The following is a 23,522-nucleotide window of genomic DNA, read 5'->3' as shown; positions in this document are numbered from 1 at the left end:
CTCTAAATCCACCCCCGCCGCCTCCAAATCCGCCCCTCTGCGCGTCGGCCGCTGTGGCGGCTACCATCGCCCCGACGAAGCTGATGGCTGCCAGAACGATCATCGCTTTGCGCATCATGGCAACTACTCCTCTCCAGCGAACGCGACGGCCCTGCTATGGGTCGTCCCCAGGATAAATAGTTGGAAGAGAGAAAGTTCGGAGGCGCCTTCGACTTAATGGACGACACGGAGATTCCGTGAGCGCAACATCAGCTCATACTTCCGCTATGGGTCCAAATTCGGAAGTCTGGGCGCGCAACTCGGCAGTCCGCTTTACCCTCAAGAACAGACATCATCAGCCGGGCCTATCAGGTCCGAAAAGTGCCAAAACTGGAAGTCACGGACGCAATCGCCAAGCAATTCCGGAAGTTCTGTTTTGCTAAGGTCGTCGATGGAAATCTGAGCGTGCCATCGACCCGGCAGTCCATTCGGAGATGTGACGATTGGATTCGAGGAATTTCCCAATCCTGCTAAACCCGACATGGCTGAACGATTTGGAGAAACATCTGCCGCGCAGGTTTCCAATCCATCAAGCACCACGCGCCTCGAGATTTTTAGATGATGTCAGCTCTCGGCCGCAATGAACGAAGGGTCGCTTTAGCGGTCAGTCTCGGCAACACCATCCAATGCTTCTGAGGATGCAAGAGTCTGCCGGGAGCAAGATGCTGCCTCGGGCTTGGTAGCCAGCACCGTGTTGTACGGGTTGCCGAAGACAAATACCTTCGAAGTGCGCCAAATGATCCGCTCCAATTCCACGAATGTGCGCATCTTTAGCCGGTACTTCCACAACACCAAGTGTTGAATGAAGTTCCACGTGAGACCCCAGGCCCAGAATGGCAGTCGCCGATTGCGGATCGGGTTGAAGCCGAGTCGGCGCATCTTGTAGACGAGAAGATTGGCGCCGACAAAATTGTAGCGCCAGTTGTCGAAGAAGACGGTGACGCTCAGGTAATCCTCCTTACGCCGACAATGATCCAACGACCCCGGTGAACGGATTAACAGGCTTCCTCCCGGCTTGAGCATCCGCCAGCAGCGCACCAGCCAAGCGTCCAGGTTTTTGGTGTAGCCGATCGATTCGAGCGCATAGATGGCGTCAAAACTCTCACTCGGGAGATCGAGGCTGTCGAAGTCGGTGACGATCACCTTTCCGCGCCCACCCAGTTTTGCAAATTTCCGCCGGCAGATGTCCGCCTGCACGGATGAATTGGTCACGCACATAATTTCGATATCTCGCCGGCTGGCGAGGTAGTAGGCCGCCGCGCCAGATCCGCACCCGAGATCCAACACCCGCATCCCTTCCTTCGGCTTCAGAAGAACGTACTCGGCCTCGTAGGGGCGCGAAAATGCGACGCGGGGGAAAACCCACGTGCTGTAGTTCGCTTGCTCGTCGCGATACGCGCCGAACACGTCATCGTATGTACGCTTCTCGTCGTCGTGCTTGAGAAAGTCGCTCGGCTGCGGTGTCCACTCAATCAGTTGGCGCTGCTCGAACTGATTCAATTCGTGGCCGATCTTGCTCGCGTCCTTCGGTTGAGTCACCAAGAGAAAAAGTACGTAATGAAAAACATTGTATGCTACGGACAACGCGATGACGATCGCCGCGACCAACTGAAACGTCAGAACAATGTCCAAGGTTGCTCCTGTAACCTCTGAAAGCGATGGCGAGTCTCACGTCGATGAGGACCACGGTCAAGCAGCACCGTGCGTTCTTGTGCGATTTTATCCTCTTCTTGAGGAACCCGATAGAGGTGGCTCATTGTGGATGACGCTGGACTCTGGATGCATCGCATTTCAAAGCCATTCTCAGTGCAGGAGCTGATCGGGCCGCTTAAGAGAGCTGCAGGCACCCCGGACAGCGTGGACACGGTCTAACGCAGCAGTGACGCTGCCAAGGGCTCTGTGGGTGTGTCATCCACTATCAGCAGGTCTCATTTGCGGGATCGCGCATGTTAAGAAACTTAACAGCGCAAAACGGCAGCGGTGACGTCCGCCGTTTCAGTTCGGGCGGTGGCTGCGTAGCGGGTTCGATTAGCGAGTTCGCCGAGCAGTGGAATTACTTAGGTGTGCCGGTAGTTGCACCTGTACCTGTGCCGGTAGCTGTACCTGTGCGCCGCTCCTCACGTCGCTCTGTGCGCCCTGTGCGCCGCTCGTCACGTCGCTCGTGCCGTCCTGAGCGCCGCTCCTGACGCCGCTCCATGCCAGCAGTCTGAGCCTCAGCATCGGAAACCGTCAGTGCGGCGGTGGATGCCAGAACGGGAAAGGCAGCAACTTTTCCGAAAAGAGAAAGAGCCTTTCGACGGGAAATCGCTTCCGACTTGATGATTTCACTCATGGTCAAAACTCCACGGAGGCTGGTGAGTGGCCTATCCGGATGCAATTCCAAAATGTCTGTCTTGATTTAGATCAAAGAGCTTGCGCAAGCGGCGCGTCGGTGTGGTCGCGGCCGCCGCCCGCCGAGCGGAAGGACGAGCCCGGCACAAGAAACGACAGAACGACAGGAGACAACCATGGCCGAGCCCGATGGCAGTGGGATTTCAGCGCGGTTGTGGAGGCTCCCTGGGCAGCTGCTGCTGGCGCTGATCAATGCGACGGCGATCTTGGTGATCATCGCCGCGATTGTTGCGCTCGTCGCGATTGCGCGGATCAACCATTTTGCCGAAAACGTCGTTGCAACGATGACTGAGGCCGTGCTGTCGAAAGTCGATCTGCCGCAGAAAGACGTGCTGGCGAATATCCGAAACCTGACGGTGGAAGTTCGCACGCTCGGCAACACCCTTCGGGAGATCAAGGCAGGAGAACGCCCGACCCTTCAACCCGAGTTGGCGCAACTCAAGGAGGCACTGACTGTCCTGAATGTCAGCGTCGACCGGCTCGGAAGCGCGAGATCGATCCTTACCGACGAAGCGATTGGGCAACTGGGCCGGACGGTCACCGACGCTCTGACGAAGCTGAGGGATTGCTCTCCCAGCGCTCGCCAAATGGCGTCTGACCGCATCCTCCGAAACAAGACGGTCGAAGCCCGGGAGCCCTTTCAGGAAGCCCATGAAAATTGAGTGCCGCATACCCCGCCGCCCAAAACTGTCAGGCTAAGCATTCCTTATGACGTGCTTCTACTTAAGTGCGCCCGCCCTAAGGCCTTGGGCCGTTGTGCGCGAGAGGCGCCCATCCATCGTTCTGACACGGGTTTGCCATATTTCAAAAACGGACTGTTGCCTTCAAGTCACGGACTTTCTCGGGAAAATCACGCAAACTTACAGTTGCAATTCGGAAGTTCGATTCAACTGCGGTTGGCGGTCGCGGCAGGGCGACGCGGATGGAGAAACTAGATGAAGAAATTTTTGCTGGGTACTGTCGGTTTGCTTGCTCTCGGGATGGCCGCTCCCGCCACGGCTGCGGATATGGCGGTCAAGGCACGGCCACCCGCACCGGTGATCGCTCCGATTTACGACTGGACCGGCTTCTACATCGGCGGCAACGGCGGCTGGGGTCAGAGCCGCAACTGCTTTGATTTCGTTGATGTGCTTGGCGTAGTCGTCGCTGACGGCTGCCGCGAGCGGTCCGGGGGCCTCGCCGGCGGCCAAATCGGCTATCGTTGGCAGGCGGGCACCTGGGTGTTTGGCCTGGAAGCTCAGGGCGATTGGGCGGACCTCAGCAGCCAGCGCATCAGCCTTATCAATCCTCTATTCTCCACGCGCACCACGACCGATGCGATCGGCCTCTTCACCGGCCAGATCGGCTACGCCTGGAATCAAGCGCTGTTTTACGTAAAGGGCGGCGCGGCGGTGACAAGCAACGAATTTAGCATTCTCGACACGCTTACCGGCTTTGAGTTCGCTTCGGCTAGCGCGACCCGTTGGGGCGGGGTCGTGGGCGTTGGATTTGAGTATGGCTTCGCGCCGAACTGGTCGTTCGGTGTTGAATACGACCACTTGTTCATGGGCGATGCCAATAATACGTTCACGGCTCCCGCGCTTCCTGCCGCTTTCTTCAACAGCCGGGTTAGCCAGGACGTGGATATGGTCACCTTGCGCGTCAATTACCGCTTCGGCGGTTTCGGCGCACCGGTCGCAGCGAGATACTGACCTCGTCCTATTACATCTGTTCCAGTAAAGTAGGCCGGCAGAAATGCCGGCCTATTTTGTTGGAGGTTACGATGGCTGAAAAATCCGTCAGGCCTGCGACCCGCCCACAATCGAACCAAAGGCAAGCCGCTGCCGATTGCATAAATCGAGCCCTCGCAAAGGCGGATATCGCCGAAATCTGTCACGCCATTGGTACCGCTACGCATCTGTACAATATCTCTGACCTTGCGCAGAAATCTGGGCTTGCGAGGCCGAGCATTCATCGTGCGTTTGCGGGCGATCCAAAAAAGCCAAACTTCACGACTGTTTTGAATGTTCTCGACGCCATGGGCTTCCGATTGCATGTCGCGGTGCGCCGGGGCACAGGAGCAGCGCGGTTGAAATCAGTTGCGAATTGCCAAGAGCCTGGACGATGATGCGAACGGCAACACACCGCATCCCGGTAGGTTCGGCCGGATGTCACAGGAAGGTCGAGGCAACCTCACCTTATGAACCACCACCAGATTGAGAAAACGGCGGCATCAATCACAATTGAAATCAGAAACGCAGTTGACGACCGGCCTGAACAATTCCCAGCGCGACACGCACGCAAGTTCCAGTCGGCGCTATTGCCGCGTAGGCATCATTCAACCGCCGCGTATGTGACACCATTGGCTAAAGTGCATGGCATCCACCCGAAGTTGCACAACCGCTGACGGAAGATCGGGATCATGATCATGGTGTTCGCGAAGTCCTGTTGAGCACTCGACTTTGCGGGTAGAATTGGTTCTGGAAGTTAGCTCCTGGGGCAGGACGGCGATGTGCTTCTGGCAAATTGCCTTTTCGATCTTTTTGCGCGGGGACCTGCACCACTGCGCTGGCCATCGCATTGTTGCTGGCGACGCTGTGTCAAGTCAGACGGCTGATCCAGAGCCCAAGCGGGTGATGATGCTGCATTCATTCGGTCTCCGCTTCAGGCCGTGGACTGATTATTCGGAAGCCCTTCGCGCTGAGTTAGCCGGCGGACGTCCGTGGAGTTTCAAGACCACTCGCTACTTAATGCCCGGGGCAAATAGCGACAAATCAGACGCTCCATTCGTCGAATATCTTCGCACCCTCAATATTGACCAGCCACCCGACCTGATCATCGCCATCGGTGCGCCTGCCGCTAATTTCGTGCAGGGGCACCGCAAGGACTTTTTTGCAACAACGCCTATGCTCTTCACTGGAGTAAAGCGACACCGGGCGGCCTTCGATAAGTTGACCGAAATACGACCGCGTGAATTCTCTGTGGGGTGTGAGATGCATATGATCGTTTGGGCTATCTTGACAACTGTCTTGTCTTCTACGTCCTCAACAGCGCAACCGGTTTTTTGGCGGGGCGTTATGTGTTGCCAATCACCCAGCATGATCTATACGTATCCGCTCCGGGACCTCTTGGAACGACTGTGACCGTCAATTTTCGGTTCAAGCCAATCGGGAGCTGTACCGATACGCTCGACAGTGTCTTGGAGTACCAGTTGCCACCTGGTTACAACGATACGCCAATCAACGAGGTAAAGGCGACTTGCAATAAAACGATTCAGTGCAGCGGAATCGAATTCAAGTGCGTTGGCGCCAGGCGGCCATACCCAATGTCATTTCAACACGTGCCGTCGCGGGAAATCAAGGCGAGTGGCGGGTCGTTTTCCGGAACGTATCGGTACGTTTCATCATCGATTGCACGCCCCCGTGCACCGCTTCTAAGGCGAGCGTCAGTGGGGAATTTTGAAATAGTCGAAGAATCCGCGGACAAGAAGACCAAGCCGGTCCGATTGCGGATCGAAAAGTAACTTGCTTCTAGAGGGTACTCACTTCAGCAAGAAGCGCACCGCTCCGCCACAAGGGAGCGGTCGCTACCGCGTTGTCACATTCGGGTCAAAACGCGTCGGTTTGGCCCCTAGGTCGGCCACGTCCGGTCTGCCCCAATGAACGGACATTGTAAGTGTCCGTCGGCATGTCAGAAAAGTGCCACGAGCGGACATTCTGGTGGATCAGTCCTGATGCAGACATCACCATGCAATCGGTCTGGTCCTGCTCGCACCATCAGCGGCGCGGGAAGTCCGAACTCAGCGTGCCATCATGCTTCGTTGGCCTGCGCATATCTGTGGGTGTCATGAGATACCGTCGTTTAAAGCGGCGGTTGAAATGAGAAAGATCGCCGAAGCCGGCTTCGAGCGCAATTGCGATGATCGACCAGGCCGTATAGCGCGGACTTGTCAGCATACTCCGGGCCTCGTCGAGCCGTCGTTCGATGACAAAGTCCGAGAAGGTGGTTCCGGCCTCCTCGAACAGCATCTGGACATAGCGCGGCGAAATGCCCTGACGCGCGGCAAGCTGGTCAAGATTAAGCGCGGCGTTTTGGATCAGATCGCCCCTGATTGCTTCGAGCCCGCGTCGCGTGCGGTGTCCTAATCAGCCGAATGAGAACGATGACGGCAAGCCAGCTAGTCCCCGATTTTCCTGCGCATTGCTCGCCTCCCACTCGCTGTCGCCAACCATGCTCGAAATTCCTCGAAGGTGCGCAAAGGTCGGCCATGCACCCATTCAAACTCGTCCATTAACTCGGTTAATATCCGCCAGCGCTGAGCGGCGGTGATCTCTCTTTCGAGTAGCGCGTCCATGGTGGTTCTCCTCAATACGCCGACGCGAGAAGGCACCCACCCCTGTCATTCTATTTTGCTAGTTGGCCAAGACGCCTACGGTCCAAAATAACAAATGATAGACTTTTTAGTTGCTTTTGCCGTCCCGCAACTTTTCGAGTGGGAAGCCCCGGCGAGAAAGGGAGCCCCAGTCGCTATTCCTTTGCTGCGGCGCGATAACGTTGAAACGGCGGACGGTCGTCTGTCCCTTGCGCGGTTCACGATGAGCAAGCCTTGAACCGAAAGCCTGCCTGTGAACCCAGTCTTGTCCTCCGAGATTGTTGGGGATTGATCGCAACGATGCTCGGTCGCAATTCGAGCATCGCGGACCGTTGCCTCATCCCCGAGAACTAAAAGGACGGCCCGACGTTTTCGATGACGAGAACGAATTGCCCGGATGAGGAGCTAGACTCTCGGTCTCGGCCCCAAAGGTTGACCCAATTTATAGCAAGACAGAAAGTCGCTGTGAGATGTTCAGAGTTCCACTTTTCAAGCCGCGCCGGACCGATCGGCGGATGTTCACGTCTTTGATGCTGCTAGCCGCCGAGACAAATGGCGTTGTCGCGCTGCGGATGATGAAACTGATGCGGGGCGGTAACGATGCCCGGCGCGAAGCTGAGCTAATGGTCCGTGAAAAGATGGATGCTGCTCTTGATGCTACGGCGAGTCTAATGGCTGGCGCTTCGGGCGATAGAATAGTCCATCGATATCGAAAACGTGTTGCGGCGAATGCGAAGCGGCTGAGCAGGCTCAAATCGAAGCCACAAAGAAAGCCACGCCGAAAGTAGTTTCTGGGAGTGTTTGTCAATCAGATTCTGGAATCTTCAATTCACCCGAAGATCGATCGTTGCCGGTCCGGCCGCAGTGCACGTATCTGAAGCCGTATCCATCGTCAGGTGGCAGGAGCTGCGCTCTCTTCACCCGCAGGTAACCCTTGTCTGCGGTATTCGGCGGAGCCGCCGTTCACCACCGATTGGTAATGCGAGACGTAATCTGCGGCCATCCGTCCTGCCGTGAAGCGTTCCTCGAATCGATCGCGCACGCGCTTGCGATCGAGTTCCCTCAGCCGTTTCACGGCTTGAACAGCTTGCTCTTCGTCATCGACCACAAAACCGGTAACGCCTTCGTCGATCACCTCGGGGACCGAGCCGGAACGAAAAGCGATGACGGGCGTGCCGCATGCCATCGCTTCGATCATGACAAGGCCGAACGGTTCGGGCCAATCGATGGGAAAGAGCAGCGCAGCCGCTCCCGCCAAAAACGTCTGCTTCGCCTTGTCATTCACTTCGCCGATGAGCCTGATCTGCGTGCCGTCGATTTGCGGTTCGAGCCGCTCCTTGAAGTAGCGCCTTTCGCCGCGAGGCAGCTTGGCCGCGATGCGAAGCTGCATCCCGGCGGCGCGCGCGATGCGGATTGCGCTTTCCGGTCCTTTCTCGGCGGTCAGGCGCCCCAGGAAGGCGAGATAGGACCCTTGTTCGTACGACGGGCGGAATAGGTCGGCGGGAAGACCGTGATGGACCGTACCGCGCCAATTCGCCCTGGCCAGAGGCAGGCGTTGATTGTCGGATATCGAGACGAAAGAGGCGCCTGAAAACTGGCGGACCACATCCGCCAGCCCAGGCAGATCGAGCCGTCCGTGCATCGTGGTGAGGAAGGGCACGCCGAGGCGGCTGAGCAGCGGCAAATGCAGCCAATCGATGTGCGAGTGCACGACGTCGAAATCTTCGACCCGTTGCGCGATCGCCTCGAGCAGAGCGGTGCATGCGGCTGCGGGATCGGCGGCGGGCCTGCCGAGGCGGAGTGCGCGCGGCCAAACCGGATGCAGCTTCCCACGCGTGCGGGAGTCTCCGCTGGCGAACAAGGTCACCTCGTGGCCCAGACTGACGAGCTCGTCGACCAGCCACGCCACCACCCTCTCTGTCCCGCCGTAAAGCTTGGGAGGAACGCTCTCGGCCAACGGCGCGATCTGGGCAATCCGCATGACAGCTGGTCCGGACCTTTGCTCGTTGGTGACCAGGTGAGAACCAAGAAGACGTACCGAGTGTTCCTAACTCCGTTGCCGATTCTTCCCAGATTGAGGAACTAGCCGGTGCCGCAGGCATTGGAGTCAACCGCATGGTGCGGACAAGGAGAGACAAATGAAGAAATTGGTTCTGATTTCGGCGGCGGCCTCGCTGCTGGCGACTGCAGCCTTCGCTCAGACGACAGTTACGACCACGACCGGCACGGCCGGAGCAGCCGTCCAGATCGAGCCGCAGTATCGCACCAAGATCAAAAGCTACGTCACCGAACACAAGATCCGCCCCGTGACCACGAAGGAGAAGATCGTGGTCGGCGGTCGCGTGCCGGCCGACGTCGAACTGGAATCGGTACCTGCTGACTGGGGTCCGTCTCTCACCAAGTATCGCTACGTGTATTCGGGTGACCGCGTCATGCTGGTCGAACCGGGTAGCCGGACCGTCGTTCAGGAAGTCGACTGACTCCTTCGCGCGAGGCGGGCCCCTTGAGGGCTTCGCCTTGCGTTGGGTCGTCAGCCCTTCAAGGCTGAACAGAACGGCACCTTTGGGGAAAGTCAGTTTGCTCGCTTCGACCGACACATACGTCCGACTGCCGAAACTCTCTTTCGGGCATTCAGGCCGTGCGCATTAGTGCACCGGTCGCCTACATCCTACTTTATACCGCGTTGTACGCCGCTTTCGGCGTAGCGTCGCCGTTTTGGCCAAGATTTTTCGAAACGAGAGGCCTAAGCCCACAGGAGATCGGCATTGTGCTCGCTGCCGCGAAGGTAACGCGTCTTCTGGCCGGACCAACATTGGGATGCTTGCAGATCGAGCAGGTTCGTTGCGCTTTGCTCTCGCAGTTTGTACTGCATTGGCCGCCGCATGGGCCGCCGCTTTATTGTGGGTGCACTCGTTCGCGTTGCTGCTTTTCATAGCTGTGCTCCAGGCCGCTTCTCTTGCTCCCACGACTTCTCTGGCTGACGCATTATCGGTCAACGCGGCAAGACCGCGGTTGGCCGGGAAGGAATTTGAGTACGGCTGGATACGGGGCTCGGCATCATTGGCTTTCATATTTGGCACACTGACGGCCGGGCAGCTCATCAGCCGAACCGATGTTACGCCTATCATCTGGATGAATTTATCGTTTCTCGTCGTAGCGGCCGCCTCAACTGCATTGTTACCACCTGTCGCGCCCCCTCTTCACCACCACTCACCCGCGGATCTTCTGTGATCGGCGAGCTCGGTGAGCTCCTTCGGATCCCACGCTTTCGGATGATGATACTGGTTACATTCCTCCGTCTATGGCAGCCATGCGATGCACGACGCGTTCGCCGTCATTTGGTGGAGTGCTGCCGGGATCGAGCCTTGGACCATAAGCATCCTCTGGTCGGAAGCCGTGGCTGCGGAAGTTATCGTGTTCTTTCTGATCGGCCCAGCTCTGCTCGACCGACTCGGTGCCCGGGGCGCCGCCGTTTTGGCCGCCGCGGCCGGCGTCGTGCGGTGGTCTGTGGCCGGCGTGACAACTTCCGTTTTGGCGCTTTCAATTCTCCAGCCGCTGCACGGCTTTACCTTTGCCCTGCTTCATCTCGCCTCGATGCGCATGATGCAGGCGCTGGTACCAGCCCGTCTGGCAGCAACCGGGCAATCCATTTACGCGTTTGGCTCAGGTTGCTTGACTGCCGTGCTGACCCTGTTATCGGGAATTCCCTACGCCAAGTTTGGAGGAGTGGCGTTCCTTCCGATGGCTATTCTATGTGCCGTAGCACTCCCGCTTGCGTGGCTTGGTTTCGCTGACGAGCGGCACCGTTCCGTCGACATTTTTTGATCACTCCTGCGGGCGCACATACCCGAGCGCGAGAGCATGGAGCGATCACGGGCACCGGTACCTGACGCGATTCTATCCCGCATCACCGGCTCCCGCCGCCCCCCGCAGATCATGCGACGCGACGGGGAAGTCGTCCCCGATCGGTCCGCGCCACGGCGCATAGTTCGATGGCTCAACCGGGCGCCTCGGCCCCTGTTATAGGCCGCCTCGCCCCTCCCAGTACGAAGGCGTTCCGTAGTACTGGTGGGTGCGTGTTTCCCAATCTCGATCCTGCCATGAGTCATCGCTGAACTCAGGCGCATCCCTCAGCTGTTGCTCGGTGACATTAGTTCGAAAACCACCAAGCGACGTATCATACGTCAGAGCGCCCCAAGGGATGGGATAATGGCTGTGACCCAAGCCAACAAATCCGCCAAAGCTCATGACGGCATAAGCCACGCGACCTGACACCTTGTCGATAATGAGGTGATCAATCTCACCGACATTCTTTCCATCTGACCCATAAACCTCGGTTCCATTTATATCTTCGCTTGAGATGCATTGATGATCCGGATGGGCTGTTGCGCGGGCCATGGCTTCGCTCCCTTACAAGTGGATTTTGTCGACTTAACTCGACCGCTAGCGGAACGTTCCTGGCACTCCGGTGAACTTAGGTAATCGGGAGGTGCTGATCATCGACCTGAGTGCACCCACTCCGCTGAGATCCACCGTAGGAGGCTGTAAGCGACACCTGCTCTGAGCGCCAGCTTGAGCGTCAGTGAATCTAATGGAATCCGAAACGGGGCCATGTCGATTTTTCGCTCCCGAGCCGTTGGCTGCTCTTAAGGCTCCCGCAGCCAATCGACGATACGCGGCCAGATTTCTCGATGCGCGCGCCGCCCGACAAGCGCCCCGACATGCTGGAGCGCTACACCGATTTCGCTCTGATATACAAAAACAGTTGGACTGCACAATGGTTGCAGTGTCGAGGAAGATGGGACCAATCGACTTGTGTGATCGACAATGGCAGCGACCGGTATTTCGGCGAGCGAATCCGCGCGGGCAGGACGGCCGAGCACGCGAAGCTCGTTGCGAGCGAACCGATCTTGGCGATAAAGCACATCAATCACATCGCGGAGTAGTTGGGCGGGTGGGGCGAACTCGTCGAGACTCCATCGAATAACGCGGCCATGGAGGGCGAGCGCCTCCAAATCCGGCAAGCTGGCCCAGGCATCCTGATAGCGCTCGAACACGAGCTCATCCGGAGCCGCGGCAACGCTCGCCCATTGAGCACGCTGCCTGGAATGCGGCCCGCTGTTTCGCTCAAAAATTCGAGCGGCGCGTAGAGCGAAATGAGTCGCAATGCTCCGGTTTGGTCGCCGAACCGCAGGGGAGCCTGAACTAGGACGAGTTTGTCCACCCCATGCGGTTCAAGCGCCGCCGCAATCGCGGCGAGAGTTCCCCCAAGGGAATGGCCAACAAGCATCGGCGCGCGTCCGTGGTCGATGGCAATTTTTTCGATCGCCAGACGAAGTGACCTTATACTCATGTCGAGGTTCCAGTTCGCTCCCTGTTCCTCCTGCCATTCGTGCAAGTATACAGAAAACCCTGCTTGGAGGAGACGCCGTACCACACTTACTTGCGGGAACAGGTCAAAAATGTACGGCTGCTTTATTGGGGCCGGCACAATCAAAACTGGACGAGCGGCGCCAGCGTCTGGACCATAGCGGCGCAAGTAACAATCCGCATGCTGCACGGGACGCCAAGCCGTCTCGTGAGGCGCATAACCTGCACTCTCCGTCATCTTTCCAAGCGCTCGCCTCACTCCATCGCTCATCGAAAGCATCGCGAATATCGAATTTGCACTCATGCTGCGCGCTCAATACGGATCCGAACAGATCAATGAGCGGGCCAGCGCAGCGTTCCAAGTCCCAGCTTCGATCGCCCCTTGTCATGGCTGACGTTCCCAGCAACTCTGCAAGCGGCCACACTGCCGCCGCGCCGAAAAGTGTAGAACTCGCGCCGAACCGTCGAGGCCAGTGCGCATATCTCAAAAAGCCAACAGGAACGAATGAGACCACCAACCGCTCGGTAGTCTCCTCAACGTCGCCGCAGTCGCTGCACTGATTGGCTTCAGAAGCCGTGGGGTGCGCAGTGGCATTCCACCACCGGTGCGGGGAAGCGAAAATAACGCCCATGCTATCTCGCTGGATCAGGGAAGATCGCTTTGAGCAAAATCATTACAGCCCGCCTCGAAGGCTTATCGCAGCAGACATCAAGCGCTGCCCCAATCCGGTGGCACCATGATATCTCGCGCGTTGATCGGAGGGCGGGAAATCGGCGTGGCGGTGGACGAGATACCATTCGGCGTCGATTAGGCGGTGGATGTGCGTCACGCGGATGGTGATCGAGGTGGGAGCATTGGCATCGACCGATACCTCGCCGCGTTCGAAGCCGACCGTGTAAGCGAGGTCACCGCTTTCAAATGAGACGAAGTCCTCCGGGACTAACACACCTCCAGTGAACCGATGTCCCGCATGTTTCGACAAGATGCCGGTACGCTTTGTCCACGTGCCGGATTTTACGGAGCCGCACGTTTGGGGTGCCGCATTTATCTGAAATCAAGTCGCTTCGCTATTGTCCGCTGTGGGTCTATCGCGTCGGTTCGTCCCACCGCTGACCGCTTCCGGTCTTCCCCCAACTGCGGACATCACACATCCGGACTACCACTTCCGAAACGTGCCAACAGCCGACATCCGAAGTGAAAGAGGCTGCCAACTAAGGCGGCGCCCTTACTTTCTTATCTGGCGCTTGCTCAGATCGCGTGCGTTGAAGTGACTTATGAGGACGGAAACTGCAATCACCATCACCAACCCGACCAATCCCATTAGGCCCGCCATCAGCATATCTTTGCACCATGCGTAAAGTTGGAGCGTCAACAGCTCACTTCAGGTCTGCCGGCTTTTCCCGCAGCGGCACGTTGGCCGCAGGTGGTGGGCAATAGTTCAAAAGCCTAAACAGCGCCTTGGCTTCGAGTTCTTCCTTGGCATGTCTGCAGGCTTTAAGATCTTCAAGGATAGAATTCAAAATCTCTTCGACGGCTTTGCTCATCGGCATCCACTCACGCCCGATCTAGTCGGGCGACCACTTGCCTTTGAATCGTTCTATCATTTTGTCGAGTTCCCAAAGCCCAACGTCGAAGCCATCAACGAGCGCCTTGGCTTGCTCTCTGGCGCCAGCTTCATCTTCGCAAGCCAGATCGACCCGGTGGTGAATGTGGCCGTCTGGACGAGGATGAAGGCGCGATATTCTGGCATGGTGCTGCGCTGCTTATTTCGGCCCCGGAGACGATAGCCAATCGTTTATACGCAATGCGGTGTCGGCCTGCCGGGCTTTTCTCAAGAGCTCTTCTCGCTCCTTTCCGTGCGGCATTTTCTTGGCTTCTTCGCGTAGGCGTTCTGCTTCCTGCGCAAGTCGGTCAGGGAACGATAGGGTTTGTTTAAAACGCCGTCGCTGCATGGCGCTGCTCCATTTCCAAGGAAGGCGGGACCGGCGTTCTCATCACCTGTCCCGCGAGCGAAGGGGGTCCACCATCGATCCGCTTAAGTGCTCGCACTTGCTGCACTCGAACGTGCGAAGGTCATAGCCCGATGGGCCGGGCGAGATGCGCGCAAGGCGCATGCGCGTTTGGCATTTCGGGCAACGGGGCCGCTCGATTACCCATAGAGATGGGCCAGACGTGCGGGAATAAGAATAATCGGGCGTGTGATTCACTCCTGTTAGATCGAGACGGCAAACTTCACTGTGTGATCGCACTTCTCGCATTCGAACGTGCGCACGTCGAAGCCGGGCTCGGCAGGCTCAATGCAGGAAAGTTTCATCGGCTTGCCGCACTTGGCGCACGAGAACACGCCAATATCCGCAACACTAAATAATGGATCGTTTTGCGCTGAGGGCATGGTTCTCTCCTGTGTTGGGCGGGAGCATGGCCGGTCAAACAGCCCTCGCCAAAGAAATCCCCCTTCGCATGGATTGCGCGACGACCGCTTCCTTCCCCTGCTCGGAAACAACGTAGACCTTTGACCGAGCCTTCCCGAATGTAGAAGACAGAATCCGCCGGATCCCCCTGCAAGAAGACCCTTTTATTCTTTCGATACGTCGATAGGGTCCTACCCCCATCCACGCTGGAGAGAAACGTTGCGACATTGAAGGGCGGCTTGCTTTTTGCTTTCACGAGAATTCTTCCCATCCATCGAGCCCGAACTCTGCGTCTTGAAAACCGGGTGCCGTGGCCATGCGTTCTCTCTCAGCTCATCGGTGCCGGCTGAGGGAGGTCCAGTGTTCGGATTATGAGCTTGGCTCAAGGTGGTGTCGGTAATGTATATTACCGAAAGGGCTCAGAAGTCAGTTTTCAGGATATGTCTTGGGAAGGTGAAAAGCGACGCGCGCCCGGACCAATCGGTAGCATTCACAAGACGCTTCCGTGAGGCCCTGCCGATCGAGAATCGTGACCTGCCGTCGGCCGCGTTCAATCAAACCAGCACGTTCCAGCTCCTTGGCGGCGTTCGTGACGGTTGGTCTTTGGACACCCAGCATTTCGGCGAGCAGGTTCTGAGTGATCGGCAGTGCGTCGTTATCAGCGCGGTCACGCATCATCAGCAGCCAACGCGCCAGTCGCTCCTTGAGGCTGTGCGAACCGTTGCAGGCTACTGACAGCATGACCTGTTCGAGAAAAGCCTGAACGTAAGCGAACATGAGACCTCGGAAGGACGGCATTGATTGCATGGCTCGCGTAAACGCCACGCGCGACATCCTTGCGGCGCTTCCCGGGATTTGAACCAGCAGCTGGACCGAGGAACTCTTGGCACCGAAGACGGCCTGCATACCCGTGCAGCCCTCCCTTCCGATCGTTGCCATCTCAATGACATGGCCGTCCGCGTAAACCGCAAGTACCGAGACAACCCCGCTATCGGGGAAGAAGACATGGTCGATCGAACTGTCAGCGTCCATGAGTACTTGCTCGCGTTGGCAGCGAATGTGTTCAAGCTCCGGCATAAGCCGCTTGAGATTGCTCGGGGACAGGGCGAGCAAAAGCCGATTGCGGGGCCATTTTGACGAAACGTTCATACCCTTAAACCGCGTCGGGTTCGCGTTAGTTCCAAGAGGTAGGGTCGGACGCGAGTCTATTATCCTTCCGTTCAACGCGACGAGACTAGACATGTCCGCAAAGGGTCATTCGCGTCATTTTGACGGTCTGCCCATGATTCCGGTCTTCCCCTGGAAACGGACATCGTCGAGGCCAGTCGCCATGTCTCAAAGGTGCCTATAGGTGACTTAGCTGGGATGCACCATGGATCGCTTAGGCAACGAAGGTGACCTGCGGGATTGAGCGATCCTATCGCCCGAAGCATCGAGCATCTATGCCAGCATTTATGAGCCACTGGCTCTCGGCCCGAACACGCCCACGCATGGCCATGGGCAACGACTTCCAAGTAGGAGTTAGCTCGGCCCGCGACTGAAGCGGCCATCGCGAGCTGGGCGGCAGAGTTGCTCGCCTACGTTGGATTAAGTGCTGGAACGTGAGCGGCCAGAATGGCTGCCCGCTCTACGATCGCCGGTACGCGGATGGACGTATGAGTAAGGAGCGCACAGTAACATCAGGAAGAGCGCTCTATTAGCTTTGTATCTGGCAGAGGCCCGGCGGCTTTCCGCGCCTTGCATAACGACATGCCCTTCGGCCGTACAAACGCTCCATGTCCAAACACGGCCACGCTTTTTCAACAGAGCTTCAAAGACAGGCAATTGATGCGGCGGCATTCCGGTCCTTCATTTGCTCATTGGCAATGAGTCGTCCCATCTCGCTGCAGGTTCAAACGTGTAAGCAGAAGTTACGTGAAACCGGCGATGGGGAATATGGTTTTCCCTATTCCGCAAAGCCAACCTTACGAAAAAACAATTTGAACCCTAAAGTAATAAAGTATAACTTCCTGCTCAGTTTCTGGTGGAATGTCGCCACAATCTAAATTCTATTGTCCAATTCAAGCCAACCAGAGCTTGAGGCGAGAACGCGCTTCGCCGCTGTTTGAAAATAATGCGCTGGTCAACATCGATGTCGTCCAAATCCAATCGCATCGCGCTTTTTATCGATGGCGCCAACCTCCACGCAACCGCGAGGACGCTCGGATTCGACATCGACTTCAAGCGCCTCCTCAAAGAATTTGAAGGCCATGGTTCTTTGCTGCGGGCGTTCTACTACACGGCAGTCATCGAAGATCAGGAATATTCCTCGCTCCGCCCGTTGACAGATTGGCTCAGTTACAACGGCTACACCGTAGTCACCAAGGCGGTGAAGGAGTTCACGGACGCCAGCGGTCGCCGCAAGGCGAAGGCAAACATGAACATCGAGCTTACCATCGATGCCATGGAGCTCGCCGAGCATGTCGACCAGATCGTGCTGTTCTCGGGCGACGGCGATTTCCGCTCCCTTGTCGAGGCAGTCCAGCGCCGCGGCGTCCGCGTTACGGTGATTTCGACGATATCGAGCCAGCCGCCGATGATCGCCGACGAATTGCGGCGCCAGGCCGACGTCTTCACGGACCTCGCGGAGTTGCAGCCCAAGCTCAGCCGCGACCCAGAGCGTCCGACACCCCGCGAGGGGAGCGAGCGTCTGACTTCGGCGCGCGCAGTTGCGAGGTCCGCTTTACCTCCTCGATGAACGGACATCGTCAGGGCATGTCGGCAGGTCCGAAAAGTGCCAACATCGGAAATTGGGCGCGCTAGTCAATCACGTCCTTGTCGCTACTGCCGCTCCATCCAGGCTCGATACGACCGCCGCGATGGTGTGGATGACCGGCGGCGGCAATCATTACTTGTCGCGGACCATCGCGCCGGCGCGCCCAACCGGTTCTCGCATATGGCTTCGACGCCTACCTGAACGGCTGTTCAGGAAACTATTCCTCTTTAACTGGAACGTGTGGAGTTCTTGAAACGTTAACTGCGCTCAATCCACAATGGAGGAGAAATCACATGTTAAAGAATTTCTTGATCGTCGCCGGCACCATACTGTTCGCTTCGTCTGCGTTCGCGCAGTCGCCGACCACGAAGAGCGCTCCCGGCCAGCAGATGCAGAAAGCACAGGAAACCGGCAAGCCGTCCACGGGTCCGGGCGCTTCGGAATATACACCCGGCCACAAGATGAAGGCCGCCAAGAAGACCGGAGCGAAATCTACCGGACCGGGCGCCTCTGAATACGCGCCGGGCCATCAGACAACGACCGGTTCTTCCACGACCACTAAGAAGTAAGCTCTGTCTTCGAGGCAAAAAGGAATGGCTCGGCAACGTAATCTGTGCCGGGCCTTTTTTCTGCTGGCGCGCATGACCGCACATTCATGAGAAAACTTCTTTTGCCCACTTCACCCACGCCGTCAAATTTTTTATCGTGCCGGCGTGCGGAGGTATCAGGTGCGCGGGTTGCTCCATGTCGGCTCTAGGTCTTGGTCGTGTAAAAACGCTCTTCTAGGGAAGTTGGTGAGAAGCCAGGACCCGTTCGGTCTCAGGCCACGATCGCAGCCATCAACGGCTTGGTCCCGACGATGTTCATGACCCGCGTCAGATTATAGGCCAAGACCGAGAGAGCCATCTCGGCAGCTACTTTTGGAAGCGTTTTGGTGAGGAAGTGTGTCGCCCCCATGCGGGCCTTCATCGTGCCGAACGGATGCTCGACCGTCTCGCGACGCTGGCGCATGGCGAGCGGGTTCGCATCAAGGCGCTGCTGCACGGCGTCGAGCAGGAGCTCATGCTCCCATCGTGGAATCCGCCGCTCTGGCCCTGTCGTGCACTGGGACTTGAGCGAACAATTTTGACAAGCGTTGGTCCAGTAACGCCTTATCCGCTTGCCATCTTCCTCGCTTGTGAAGCGATATGGCAGTTGCTCTCCAGCCGGACAGCGATAGGCATCCTCCTCCGGCAAATAGACAAAGTCCTGCTTGCCGAAGCGCCCATCCGATTTGGCGCCAGACGTCTGCGGCTTGGGTAGAGTTACTGTGATGCCGGCCTCGTGGCACCCGAGGATCTCCAGGCTGCTGAAGTAGCCGCGATCGGCCACGGCATCGAGCGTCTCGGTCTTGAGAACAGCCTTGGCCTGCTTGGCCATATTGGCCAGTTGAGCCCGATCTGAGCCGCTGTTCGTGACCTCATGCGTCACAATCAGGTGGTGCTTGGTATCCACGGCGACCTGCACGTTGTAGCCGACGACGCCGGACCCGCGGCCGCTCGTCGCCATCGAACGGCTGTCGGGATCGGTCAGCGAGATTTGCTGGTCAGGTGACGCAAGCATCTGCCTCTCGTAGACGGCAAGCTTGCTCATCTCCTCCTTCAGTTTTGTGAGCTTCTCGGTAAGTCTTGTCACCTTCGCGGCCAGCGCCTCCGTCGGCTCCTGCCTGTCGGCCGTGTCAAGTTGGCTCAGATAGCGCGCGACGCTCTCCTCAAGTTGGGCCCGCCGCCGTTCCACCTTCGCCCGTGTGAAGTTCTTGTCCCGGTTATTCACGGCTTTGAACTTGCTGCCATCGATGGCAACGCTCGCCGTTGCGAGAAGACCCATCTCACGACAGAGTTCGACGAAGCGCGCACATACCTTGCGAAGCGCCAGGCCATTGTCTTTGCGGAAGTCCGCGATCGTTTTGTGATCAGGCGCGAGCCGACCCAGCAGCCACATGACCTCGACATTGCGTCCGGCTTCTCGTTCGAGCCGCCGGCTCGACTGAACCCGGTTCAGATAGCCGTAAATGTAAAGCTTCAGGAGAACCGAGGGATGGTACGACGGCCGGCCGGTTGCCTCGGGATCGACCCCGCCGAACCCAAGCTCGGCCAGATCGAGGCCGTCGACGAGGACGTCGATGACGCGAACTGGATTGTCCTCGCCGATCCAGTCTTCCACGCATTCAGGAAACAGCGTGCTCTGCCCACGATCCGCACCCTCAATGAAGCGCTTCATCCAAGCCCCCGCAAATCGTGCGGGAATCATATCGCGCGAATCATATCAAGCGCAGCGTTTTCACACAGCCAGGGTCATCAGCGGACTTGTCCTGATTGAATTGTGACGTTTGGTCTTCTCCTGTTGGCCGACATTGATCTGAAAGCCTGCAACGCCCGAAAAGTGACACCGGCCTGTTATTCGATTTCCTCTTCGGCGCGGGCGAGGATGGTCTGCAGAAACCGCAAAGTAAGGCTCTTGCAACGCGGGATTATACATTCGGGGCAAAACGCTCACATTCACGGTTTCGATGCGACTCCGTGTTAAGTAAGCGGGATCTTAATCAGTTCGTAGCCGAAGACAGAGCCCCGCGGCGGCCAGCGCAGAAAGACCCAACAACACGAGCACGCCGGAGAATCCGGCAAGCTTGAACACGATTCCCCCGCAGCTGACTCCGACAGTTCCGCCGAGAAAGCCGCACGAGTTGAGTATGCCAGAGCCTTTCCCCGCTTGCGTTGGTGGCAGCATCGCGAGCCCTACACGCGGTGCTGATGCGTAGAGGGGCGCGATCCCCGCTCCAGCTACAAAAAGACCAAGCATCATCATCGCGAACATCGCTTCCATCTGGTACGACGCCCACGCGATCGCGCAGCTGAGAGCGATCAAGAGCGATCCACCTATCAGCATCCTCCGCAGACCGATGGTAATTCCAAGCCAAGGTGCTGCTCGCGCGAAACCGAACAGCGCGACCGAGAGAGGCATCAGAGAAAGGCCGGCTGCAACGGCGGACATGCCGAGGCCACCCGGGGACTGCGCAAAGAGGTTGTAATAGAGCAGAAGAGTCATGATGTCGAACATGAGGAGAAACGCTAGGCCGGAGGCGACCGCAAAATTTCGATTCGAAAACAGACCGAAGTCGACCAGTGGCTGACGATGCCGAACCTCCGTCCAAATCAGTGCACCGAAAGCAAACATTGCGAACGCAAGCGGGACAATCGCGGCCCGTGGGGTCGAGCGGAAATGAGCCAACGCCCGTAGCCTAGTGTCACCATAAAGAAGGCGAGAGCGCCAAGTCCCACCCAGTCCATCGACTTTGTCCGACGGCCTTTCACTGCAGGATGTCGCAATAACATTATCCCTGCGGTGACCATGGCAATTGCGTTCAGCAAAAAAATAAAGCGCCATCCTGCGTAATGAGTAATGACCCCTCCAACAAGCGGACCGATGCTGAAACCGAGCATCAGGAAGCCGGTCCATGTGCCGATCGCCTCCGCCCGCTTTGATTCAGGCGCGGCTTCGGTTACTGCCGCGAGCGTACCCGCTACAGCGAAGGCAGCACCGAGCCCTTGCAGTGCACGCGCGCCGACAACCATCAGGCCAGCCGGGGCAACGGCGATTATCAACGAGGCGAGCGCAAATAGCCCGATTCCGGCAGTCGAGGAATATCGTGCCCCGAACTGGTCCGCCGCGTCGCCGCCCAGAATGATGAATACCGAGGCGGTCAGCAGGTAGGCATTGACCACCCATTCGACCTCCGCGGGGCCAAGATGCAGACTGCTGGTCATCGCAGGCAGAGCCGCCATGATCGCCGTGCTGTTATCGCCCACGGACCACATTGCAAGACAGCAGGCGATCAGCACCGGCCTGAGATCACTCATCGCTCGGGACTCTGGTGACTCGGATCCAGGCATTCGAGCCTCAAGAATGGCTGCGGATGAACCTGCCTATACTGGTGAGCAAGCTCAATGGGAGTTTCCACAGATGCACATGAAAAGCAAAGGAAACCAAAAAGCGCAGGGGGCGTTTGATGCCGTCGGGGTCTTCTCTGCCACCCAAAGACCCAGTGCTAGACGAGATTTGCAATCGTGGCATTGGGCGCGGGACGTCCGAGTCGGGTCAATCGCGTCATTTTGGCTCTCGACCGGCTACTTCCGCTCTTCCCCTGTAAGCGGACGCCGTAATGGCCGGTCGTCATGTCTCAAAGGTGCCAACGACGGAAATGCCCTGCTTCGCTACTTGATTAGTATTTCCCGTGGCCTTCACCACCCCTCCAGGTGTTTTGATTTCGGTAGCATCGTTGCTATGCGGAAGGAGAAAGGCCATGGCAAACGCACTTGTCGTTCACAAGGATAGTCTACCCCTATCACAAAAAGCTCTACGCGCGGCGCAATACGTCCGCATGTCAACCGGTCTTCAAAAATACTCCATCGAGAATCAGGCGGTGGTCATCGCAACCTTTGCGCAACTCCACCATTTGACGATTGTCCGAACCTACCGTGACGAAGGTGAGAGCGGGCTGCGGATCAAAAACAGATTGGGATTGACGCAATTGATCAAGGACGTGCAGTCGGGGTCGGCAGACTACAGCCATGTCCTAGTCTTTGATGTCAGCCGGTAGGGCCGGTTTCAGGACGTGGATGAAAGTGCTCACTATGAGTTCATCTGCAAGCAGGCAGGCATAAAGGTTGCCTACTGCGCCGAGCAGTTCGACAATGACGGCAGCCTAGTTTCCCACATCATGAAGAATATAAAGCGGGTAATGGCAGCGGAGTTCAGCCGCGAGCTCTCGGCGAAGGTGTACGCGGGCCAATCCCGGCTGGTAAGACTGGGATTCAAGATGGGCGGCCCCGTGGGCTACGGGCTACAACGGCTACTTGTCGACGAGAAATCGCGGCCGAAAACGATACTCAAACCTGGAGAATGGAAATCTCTGATTTCGGAGCATGTCAAAGTTCTGCCCGGCACTCCAGATGAGACCGCGATTGTACGGTGGATTTTTGAAGAGTTTGCGCGGGTGAAATCCGAGGAGAAAATCGTCCGTAAGCTCAATCGGCGAAACGTCCCGACGGAGAACGGTCGTCCATGGAACCGAACCAAGGTTGCAAGGCTCCTCCAGAACGAAACCTTCATCGGCAATCTCGTCTATAATCGCCATACGAAGAAGCTCGGTACAAAAATGGTCAATAATCCACCGACGCTTTGGATTCGGACCGAGGGCTGCGTAGAGCCAAGCATCGACCGAGATTTGTTTTTCCGCGTGCGCGAGATACGAAAGGGACGCCGCTTCGAGCTCCCTGAGGAAGAGATGCTGGTCCGTCTCCGCAAGCTTTGGATGAAGAAAGGGAGATTGACGGCAAGAATCATCGACGACGCTGCAGGTCTGCCATGTAACGACTGCTACTACAGGCATTTTGGCTCCCTTCGGAACGCTTACCGCTTGATCGGCTACACTGACATGAGGCACTGGGGAGCCCTTGAGGCGTACAACCGATGGCTTGCACTCAACGCAAACAACGCTGCAGAGCTTCGCGATAGGTTCGAAAAGAACGGTGTAAAGGCAGACGTCGATGTCCCGACCGCGTGTGTGCGTGTAAATAGCGAGCTAACTATTAGTTTCGCGGTGGCGAGGTGGCAACGGCCTACCCGCAAGAACACGGAGCCGGAGTGGCTATTGCGATGTAAGATCGGCGCTCCCCCCGGGTGGATCGTTGCTTTACGGCTTCGGGAGGATAATAGGACAGTCCTGGATCACATCTTGCTGCGCTCTAGCTTTATGAAGGGAACGTGGCTGCGATTTATGGATAAGACCCGCGAACGACGTAAAATCGAAAGCTATGAGACTTTCGAAGAGCTGGCTCGCTCACTCGTTTGTCGGCTGAAACGTGGCGCTTCGATCCGTTCTTCGGGAACGGGCGCACCTAGAGCCATGAAAAGACGGCAAACGTAACGAGCTGCGCTTGTCAGAGTGTCAAAAGAAAATTTGTCCGCTGTGGGTCCAGAGGCTACATCCGGCCGAGAGAGGACCAGGTCTGCTTTACCCCTCAAGAACGGACATCAGGGCTTGGTAGACAATTCGCAGCGATTAATTGAGCTCCTCATCGATTCCACCTTCCTGAACATGCGCTGTGTAACCGAACGGGTCGTCGCTCGTGCGCTGCCATATATGACATAGCTATTGTGAGTAGG

General features: G+C 57.4%; 25 protein-coding genes. 13 read left to right on the top strand and 12 right to left on the bottom strand.

Annotated elements, in window-relative coordinates:
* Positions 1–636 precede the first annotated feature (636 nt).
* Both GWE18_RS28910 and GWE18_RS28905 read right to left on the bottom strand, forming a co-directional pair.
* Positions 637–1,671 carry a class I SAM-dependent methyltransferase gene (locus tag GWE18_RS28910; protein ID WP_275189112.1) on the bottom strand — a complete coding sequence of 345 codons (1,035 nt, stop codon included), beginning with the start codon at positions 1,669–1,671 and terminating at the stop codon, positions 637–639.
* Between the two features lie 421 nt (positions 1,672–2,092).
* Complete coding sequence (locus GWE18_RS28905; RefSeq protein WP_275189111.1) at positions 2,093–2,371, bottom strand: hypothetical protein; 279 nt, start codon at positions 2,369–2,371, stop codon at positions 2,093–2,095.
* A 175-nt stretch (positions 2,372–2,546) separates the two neighbouring features.
* On the opposite strand from GWE18_RS28905, the gene GWE18_RS28900 reads away from it, so the two are divergent.
* From GWE18_RS28900 to GWE18_RS28885, 4 genes are all read left to right on the top strand, one after another.
* Positions 2,547–3,092 (top strand): hypothetical protein, encoded by a 546-nt coding sequence (locus GWE18_RS28900; RefSeq protein ID WP_057849541.1) that lies wholly within the window; start codon positions 2,547–2,549, stop codon positions 3,090–3,092.
* Positions 3,093–3,365: 273 nt separating this feature from the next.
* On the top strand, positions 3,366–4,121 hold the full coding sequence (locus tag GWE18_RS28895; protein ID WP_275189109.1) for an outer membrane beta-barrel protein: 756 nt from the start codon (positions 3,366–3,368) through the stop codon (positions 4,119–4,121).
* Positions 4,122–4,192: 71 nt separating this feature from the next.
* Positions 4,193–4,537, top strand: a complete 345-nt coding sequence (locus tag GWE18_RS28890; RefSeq protein WP_275189108.1) for a putative addiction module antidote protein — start codon at positions 4,193–4,195, stop codon at positions 4,535–4,537.
* Between the two features lie 382 nt (positions 4,538–4,919).
* A complete protein-coding gene (locus tag GWE18_RS28885; RefSeq protein ID WP_275189107.1) occupies positions 4,920–5,552 on the top strand; it encodes a hypothetical protein in 633 nt (210 codons plus the stop codon).
* 633 nt (positions 5,553–6,185) lie between these two features.
* Here GWE18_RS28885 and GWE18_RS28880 read toward each other — a convergent pair.
* Positions 6,186–6,506 carry a helix-turn-helix transcriptional regulator gene (locus GWE18_RS28880; RefSeq protein ID WP_275189116.1) on the bottom strand — a complete coding sequence of 107 codons (321 nt, stop codon included), beginning with the start codon at positions 6,504–6,506 and terminating at the stop codon, positions 6,186–6,188.
* Between the two features lie 1,167 nt (positions 6,507–7,673).
* On the bottom strand, positions 7,674–8,762 hold the full coding sequence (locus GWE18_RS28875) for a glycosyltransferase family 4 protein (RefSeq protein WP_275189106.1): 1,089 nt from the start codon (positions 8,760–8,762) through the stop codon (positions 7,674–7,676).
* A gap of 157 nt (positions 8,763–8,919) precedes the next feature.
* On the opposite strand from GWE18_RS28875, the gene GWE18_RS28870 reads away from it, so the two are divergent.
* The 4 genes from GWE18_RS28870 to GWE18_RS28860 all read left to right on the top strand — a co-directional run bounded on the left by GWE18_RS28870 (position 8,920) and on the right by GWE18_RS28860 (position 10,606).
* On the top strand, positions 8,920–9,261 hold the full coding sequence (locus GWE18_RS28870; RefSeq protein ID WP_275189105.1) for a DUF1236 domain-containing protein: 342 nt from the start codon (positions 8,920–8,922) through the stop codon (positions 9,259–9,261).
* A 158-nt stretch (positions 9,262–9,419) separates the two neighbouring features.
* Positions 9,420–9,716: an MFS transporter gene (locus GWE18_RS28865; RefSeq protein WP_275189104.1), complete on the top strand. Its 297-nt coding sequence runs from the start codon at positions 9,420–9,422 to the stop codon at positions 9,714–9,716.
* Complete coding sequence (locus GWE18_RS42355) at positions 9,599–10,012, top strand: MFS transporter (protein WP_342804304.1); 414 nt, start codon at positions 9,599–9,601, stop codon at positions 10,010–10,012. Before GWE18_RS28865 ends, GWE18_RS42355 begins: the two co-directional genes overlap by 118 nt.
* An 84-nt stretch (positions 10,013–10,096) precedes the next feature.
* A complete protein-coding gene (locus GWE18_RS28860) occupies positions 10,097–10,606 on the top strand; it encodes an MFS transporter (RefSeq protein WP_275189103.1) in 510 nt (169 codons plus the stop codon).
* Between the two features lie 195 nt (positions 10,607–10,801).
* On the opposite strand, the gene GWE18_RS28855 is transcribed toward GWE18_RS28860, so the two are convergent.
* From GWE18_RS28855 to GWE18_RS28830, 5 genes are all read right to left on the bottom strand, one after another.
* A complete protein-coding gene (locus tag GWE18_RS28855; RefSeq protein ID WP_275189102.1) occupies positions 10,802–11,179 on the bottom strand; it encodes a PRC-barrel domain-containing protein in 378 nt (125 codons plus the stop codon).
* A gap of 248 nt (positions 11,180–11,427) precedes the next feature.
* Positions 11,428–11,838 carry a hypothetical protein gene (locus tag GWE18_RS28850; protein ID WP_275189101.1) on the bottom strand — a complete coding sequence of 137 codons (411 nt, stop codon included), beginning with the start codon at positions 11,836–11,838 and terminating at the stop codon, positions 11,428–11,430.
* A gap of 1,690 nt (positions 11,839–13,528) precedes the next feature.
* Complete coding sequence (locus GWE18_RS28845; protein ID WP_275189100.1) at positions 13,529–13,696, bottom strand: hypothetical protein; 168 nt, start codon at positions 13,694–13,696, stop codon at positions 13,529–13,531.
* Between the two features lie 668 nt (positions 13,697–14,364).
* Positions 14,365–14,544, bottom strand: coding sequence for a hypothetical protein (locus GWE18_RS28835; protein WP_275189097.1), 180 nt, complete (start codon positions 14,542–14,544; stop codon positions 14,365–14,367).
* Positions 14,545–14,989: 445 nt separating this feature from the next.
* The gene (locus GWE18_RS28830; protein ID WP_342804305.1) at positions 14,990–15,640 is read right to left on the bottom strand and encodes a Crp/Fnr family transcriptional regulator; all 651 of its coding nucleotides are present in this window, start codon (positions 15,638–15,640) and stop codon (positions 14,990–14,992) included.
* A 698-nt stretch (positions 15,641–16,338) separates the two neighbouring features.
* Here GWE18_RS28830 and GWE18_RS28825 point away from each other — a divergent pair.
* From GWE18_RS28825 to GWE18_RS28815, 3 genes are all read left to right on the top strand, one after another.
* The gene (locus GWE18_RS28825) at positions 16,339–16,608 is read left to right on the top strand and encodes a hypothetical protein (protein ID WP_275189095.1); all 270 of its coding nucleotides are present in this window, start codon (positions 16,339–16,341) and stop codon (positions 16,606–16,608) included.
* An 86-nt stretch (positions 16,609–16,694) separates the two neighbouring features.
* Positions 16,695–17,300: an NYN domain-containing protein gene (locus GWE18_RS28820; protein ID WP_275189094.1), complete on the top strand. Its 606-nt coding sequence runs from the start codon at positions 16,695–16,697 to the stop codon at positions 17,298–17,300.
* A gap of 311 nt (positions 17,301–17,611) precedes the next feature.
* Positions 17,612–17,887, top strand: coding sequence for a hypothetical protein (locus GWE18_RS28815; protein ID WP_275189093.1), 276 nt, complete (start codon positions 17,612–17,614; stop codon positions 17,885–17,887).
* Positions 17,888–18,137: 250 nt separating this feature from the next.
* Here the strand turns inward: GWE18_RS28815 and GWE18_RS28810 are convergent, their stop codons facing one another.
* From GWE18_RS28810 to GWE18_RS28800, 3 genes are all read right to left on the bottom strand, one after another.
* The gene (locus tag GWE18_RS28810; RefSeq protein ID WP_275189092.1) at positions 18,138–19,577 is read right to left on the bottom strand and encodes an IS1182 family transposase; all 1,440 of its coding nucleotides are present in this window, start codon (positions 19,575–19,577) and stop codon (positions 18,138–18,140) included.
* A gap of 318 nt (positions 19,578–19,895) precedes the next feature.
* Positions 19,896–20,531, bottom strand: coding sequence for a hypothetical protein (locus GWE18_RS28805; protein ID WP_275189091.1), 636 nt, complete (start codon positions 20,529–20,531; stop codon positions 19,896–19,898).
* Positions 20,510–21,214 (bottom strand): MFS transporter, encoded by a 705-nt coding sequence (locus GWE18_RS28800; protein ID WP_275189090.1) that lies wholly within the window; start codon positions 21,212–21,214, stop codon positions 20,510–20,512. The genes GWE18_RS28805 and GWE18_RS28800 overlap by 22 nt, the downstream gene beginning before the upstream one ends.
* A 443-nt stretch (positions 21,215–21,657) precedes the next feature.
* On the opposite strand from GWE18_RS28800, the gene GWE18_RS28795 reads away from it, so the two are divergent.
* Positions 21,658–21,954, top strand: a complete 297-nt coding sequence (locus GWE18_RS28795) for a recombinase family protein (RefSeq protein WP_275189088.1) — start codon at positions 21,658–21,660, stop codon at positions 21,952–21,954.
* Between the two features lie 15 nt (positions 21,955–21,969).
* Positions 21,970–23,283, top strand: coding sequence for a recombinase family protein (locus GWE18_RS28790; protein WP_275189087.1), 1,314 nt, complete (start codon positions 21,970–21,972; stop codon positions 23,281–23,283).
* Positions 23,284–23,522: the final 239 nt, after the last annotated feature.

The organism is Bradyrhizobium sp. CSA112, assembly GCF_029051645.1.
GTDB lineage: Bacteria > Pseudomonadota > Alphaproteobacteria > Rhizobiales > Xanthobacteraceae > Bradyrhizobium.
The sequence above is the reverse complement of the archived record's forward strand: the minus strand, read 5'-3'. Positions and strand labels throughout refer to the sequence as shown.

Bases quoted from the DNA above. Each gene is read 5' to 3' on its own strand.
- GWE18_RS28895 (WP_275189109.1), top strand. From the start codon at position 3,366: ATGAAGAAATTTTTGCTGGGTACTGTCGGTTTGCTTGCTCTCGGGATG.
- GWE18_RS28835 (WP_275189097.1), bottom strand. From the start codon at position 14,544: ATGCCCTCAGCGCAAAACGATCCATTATTTAGTGTTGCGGATATTGGC.
- GWE18_RS28890 (WP_275189108.1), top strand. From the start codon at position 4,193: ATGGCTGAAAAATCCGTCAGGCCTGCGACCCGCCCACAATCGAACCAA.
- GWE18_RS28820 (WP_275189094.1), top strand. From the start codon at position 16,695: ATGTCGTCCAAATCCAATCGCATCGCGCTTTTTATCGATGGCGCCAAC.
- GWE18_RS28825 (WP_275189095.1), top strand. From the start codon at position 16,339: ATGTCCAAACACGGCCACGCTTTTTCAACAGAGCTTCAAAGACAGGCA.
- GWE18_RS28875 (WP_275189106.1), bottom strand. From the start codon at position 8,762: ATGCGGATTGCCCAGATCGCGCCGTTGGCCGAGAGCGTTCCTCCCAAG.
- GWE18_RS28860 (WP_275189103.1), top strand. From the start codon at position 10,097: ATGCACGACGCGTTCGCCGTCATTTGGTGGAGTGCTGCCGGGATCGAG.
- GWE18_RS28795 (WP_275189088.1), top strand. From the start codon at position 21,658: ATGGCAAACGCACTTGTCGTTCACAAGGATAGTCTACCCCTATCACAA.
- GWE18_RS28885 (WP_275189107.1), top strand. From the start codon at position 4,920: ATGTGCTTCTGGCAAATTGCCTTTTCGATCTTTTTGCGCGGGGACCTG.
- GWE18_RS28855 (WP_275189102.1), bottom strand. From the start codon at position 11,179: ATGGCCCGCGCAACAGCCCATCCGGATCATCAATGCATCTCAAGCGAA.
- GWE18_RS28810 (WP_275189092.1), bottom strand. From the start codon at position 19,577: ATGAAGCGCTTCATTGAGGGTGCGGATCGTGGGCAGAGCACGCTGTTT.
- GWE18_RS28815 (WP_275189093.1), top strand. From the start codon at position 17,612: ATGTTAAAGAATTTCTTGATCGTCGCCGGCACCATACTGTTCGCTTCG.
- GWE18_RS28870 (WP_275189105.1), top strand. From the start codon at position 8,920: ATGAAGAAATTGGTTCTGATTTCGGCGGCGGCCTCGCTGCTGGCGACT.
- GWE18_RS28845 (WP_275189100.1), bottom strand. From the start codon at position 13,696: ATGAGCAAAGCCGTCGAAGAGATTTTGAATTCTATCCTTGAAGATCTT.
- GWE18_RS28805 (WP_275189091.1), bottom strand. From the start codon at position 20,531: ATGTTTGCTTTCGGTGCACTGATTTGGACGGAGGTTCGGCATCGTCAG.
- GWE18_RS28800 (WP_275189090.1), bottom strand. From the start codon at position 21,214: ATGAGTGATCTCAGGCCGGTGCTGATCGCCTGCTGTCTTGCAATGTGG.
- GWE18_RS28900 (WP_057849541.1), top strand. From the start codon at position 2,547: ATGGCCGAGCCCGATGGCAGTGGGATTTCAGCGCGGTTGTGGAGGCTC.
- GWE18_RS28830 (WP_342804305.1), bottom strand. From the start codon at position 15,640: ATGCCGGAGCTTGAACACATTCGCTGCCAACGCGAGCAAGTACTCATG.
- GWE18_RS42355 (WP_342804304.1), top strand. From the start codon at position 9,599: ATGCTTGCAGATCGAGCAGGTTCGTTGCGCTTTGCTCTCGCAGTTTGT.
- GWE18_RS28905 (WP_275189111.1), bottom strand. From the start codon at position 2,371: ATGAGTGAAATCATCAAGTCGGAAGCGATTTCCCGTCGAAAGGCTCTT.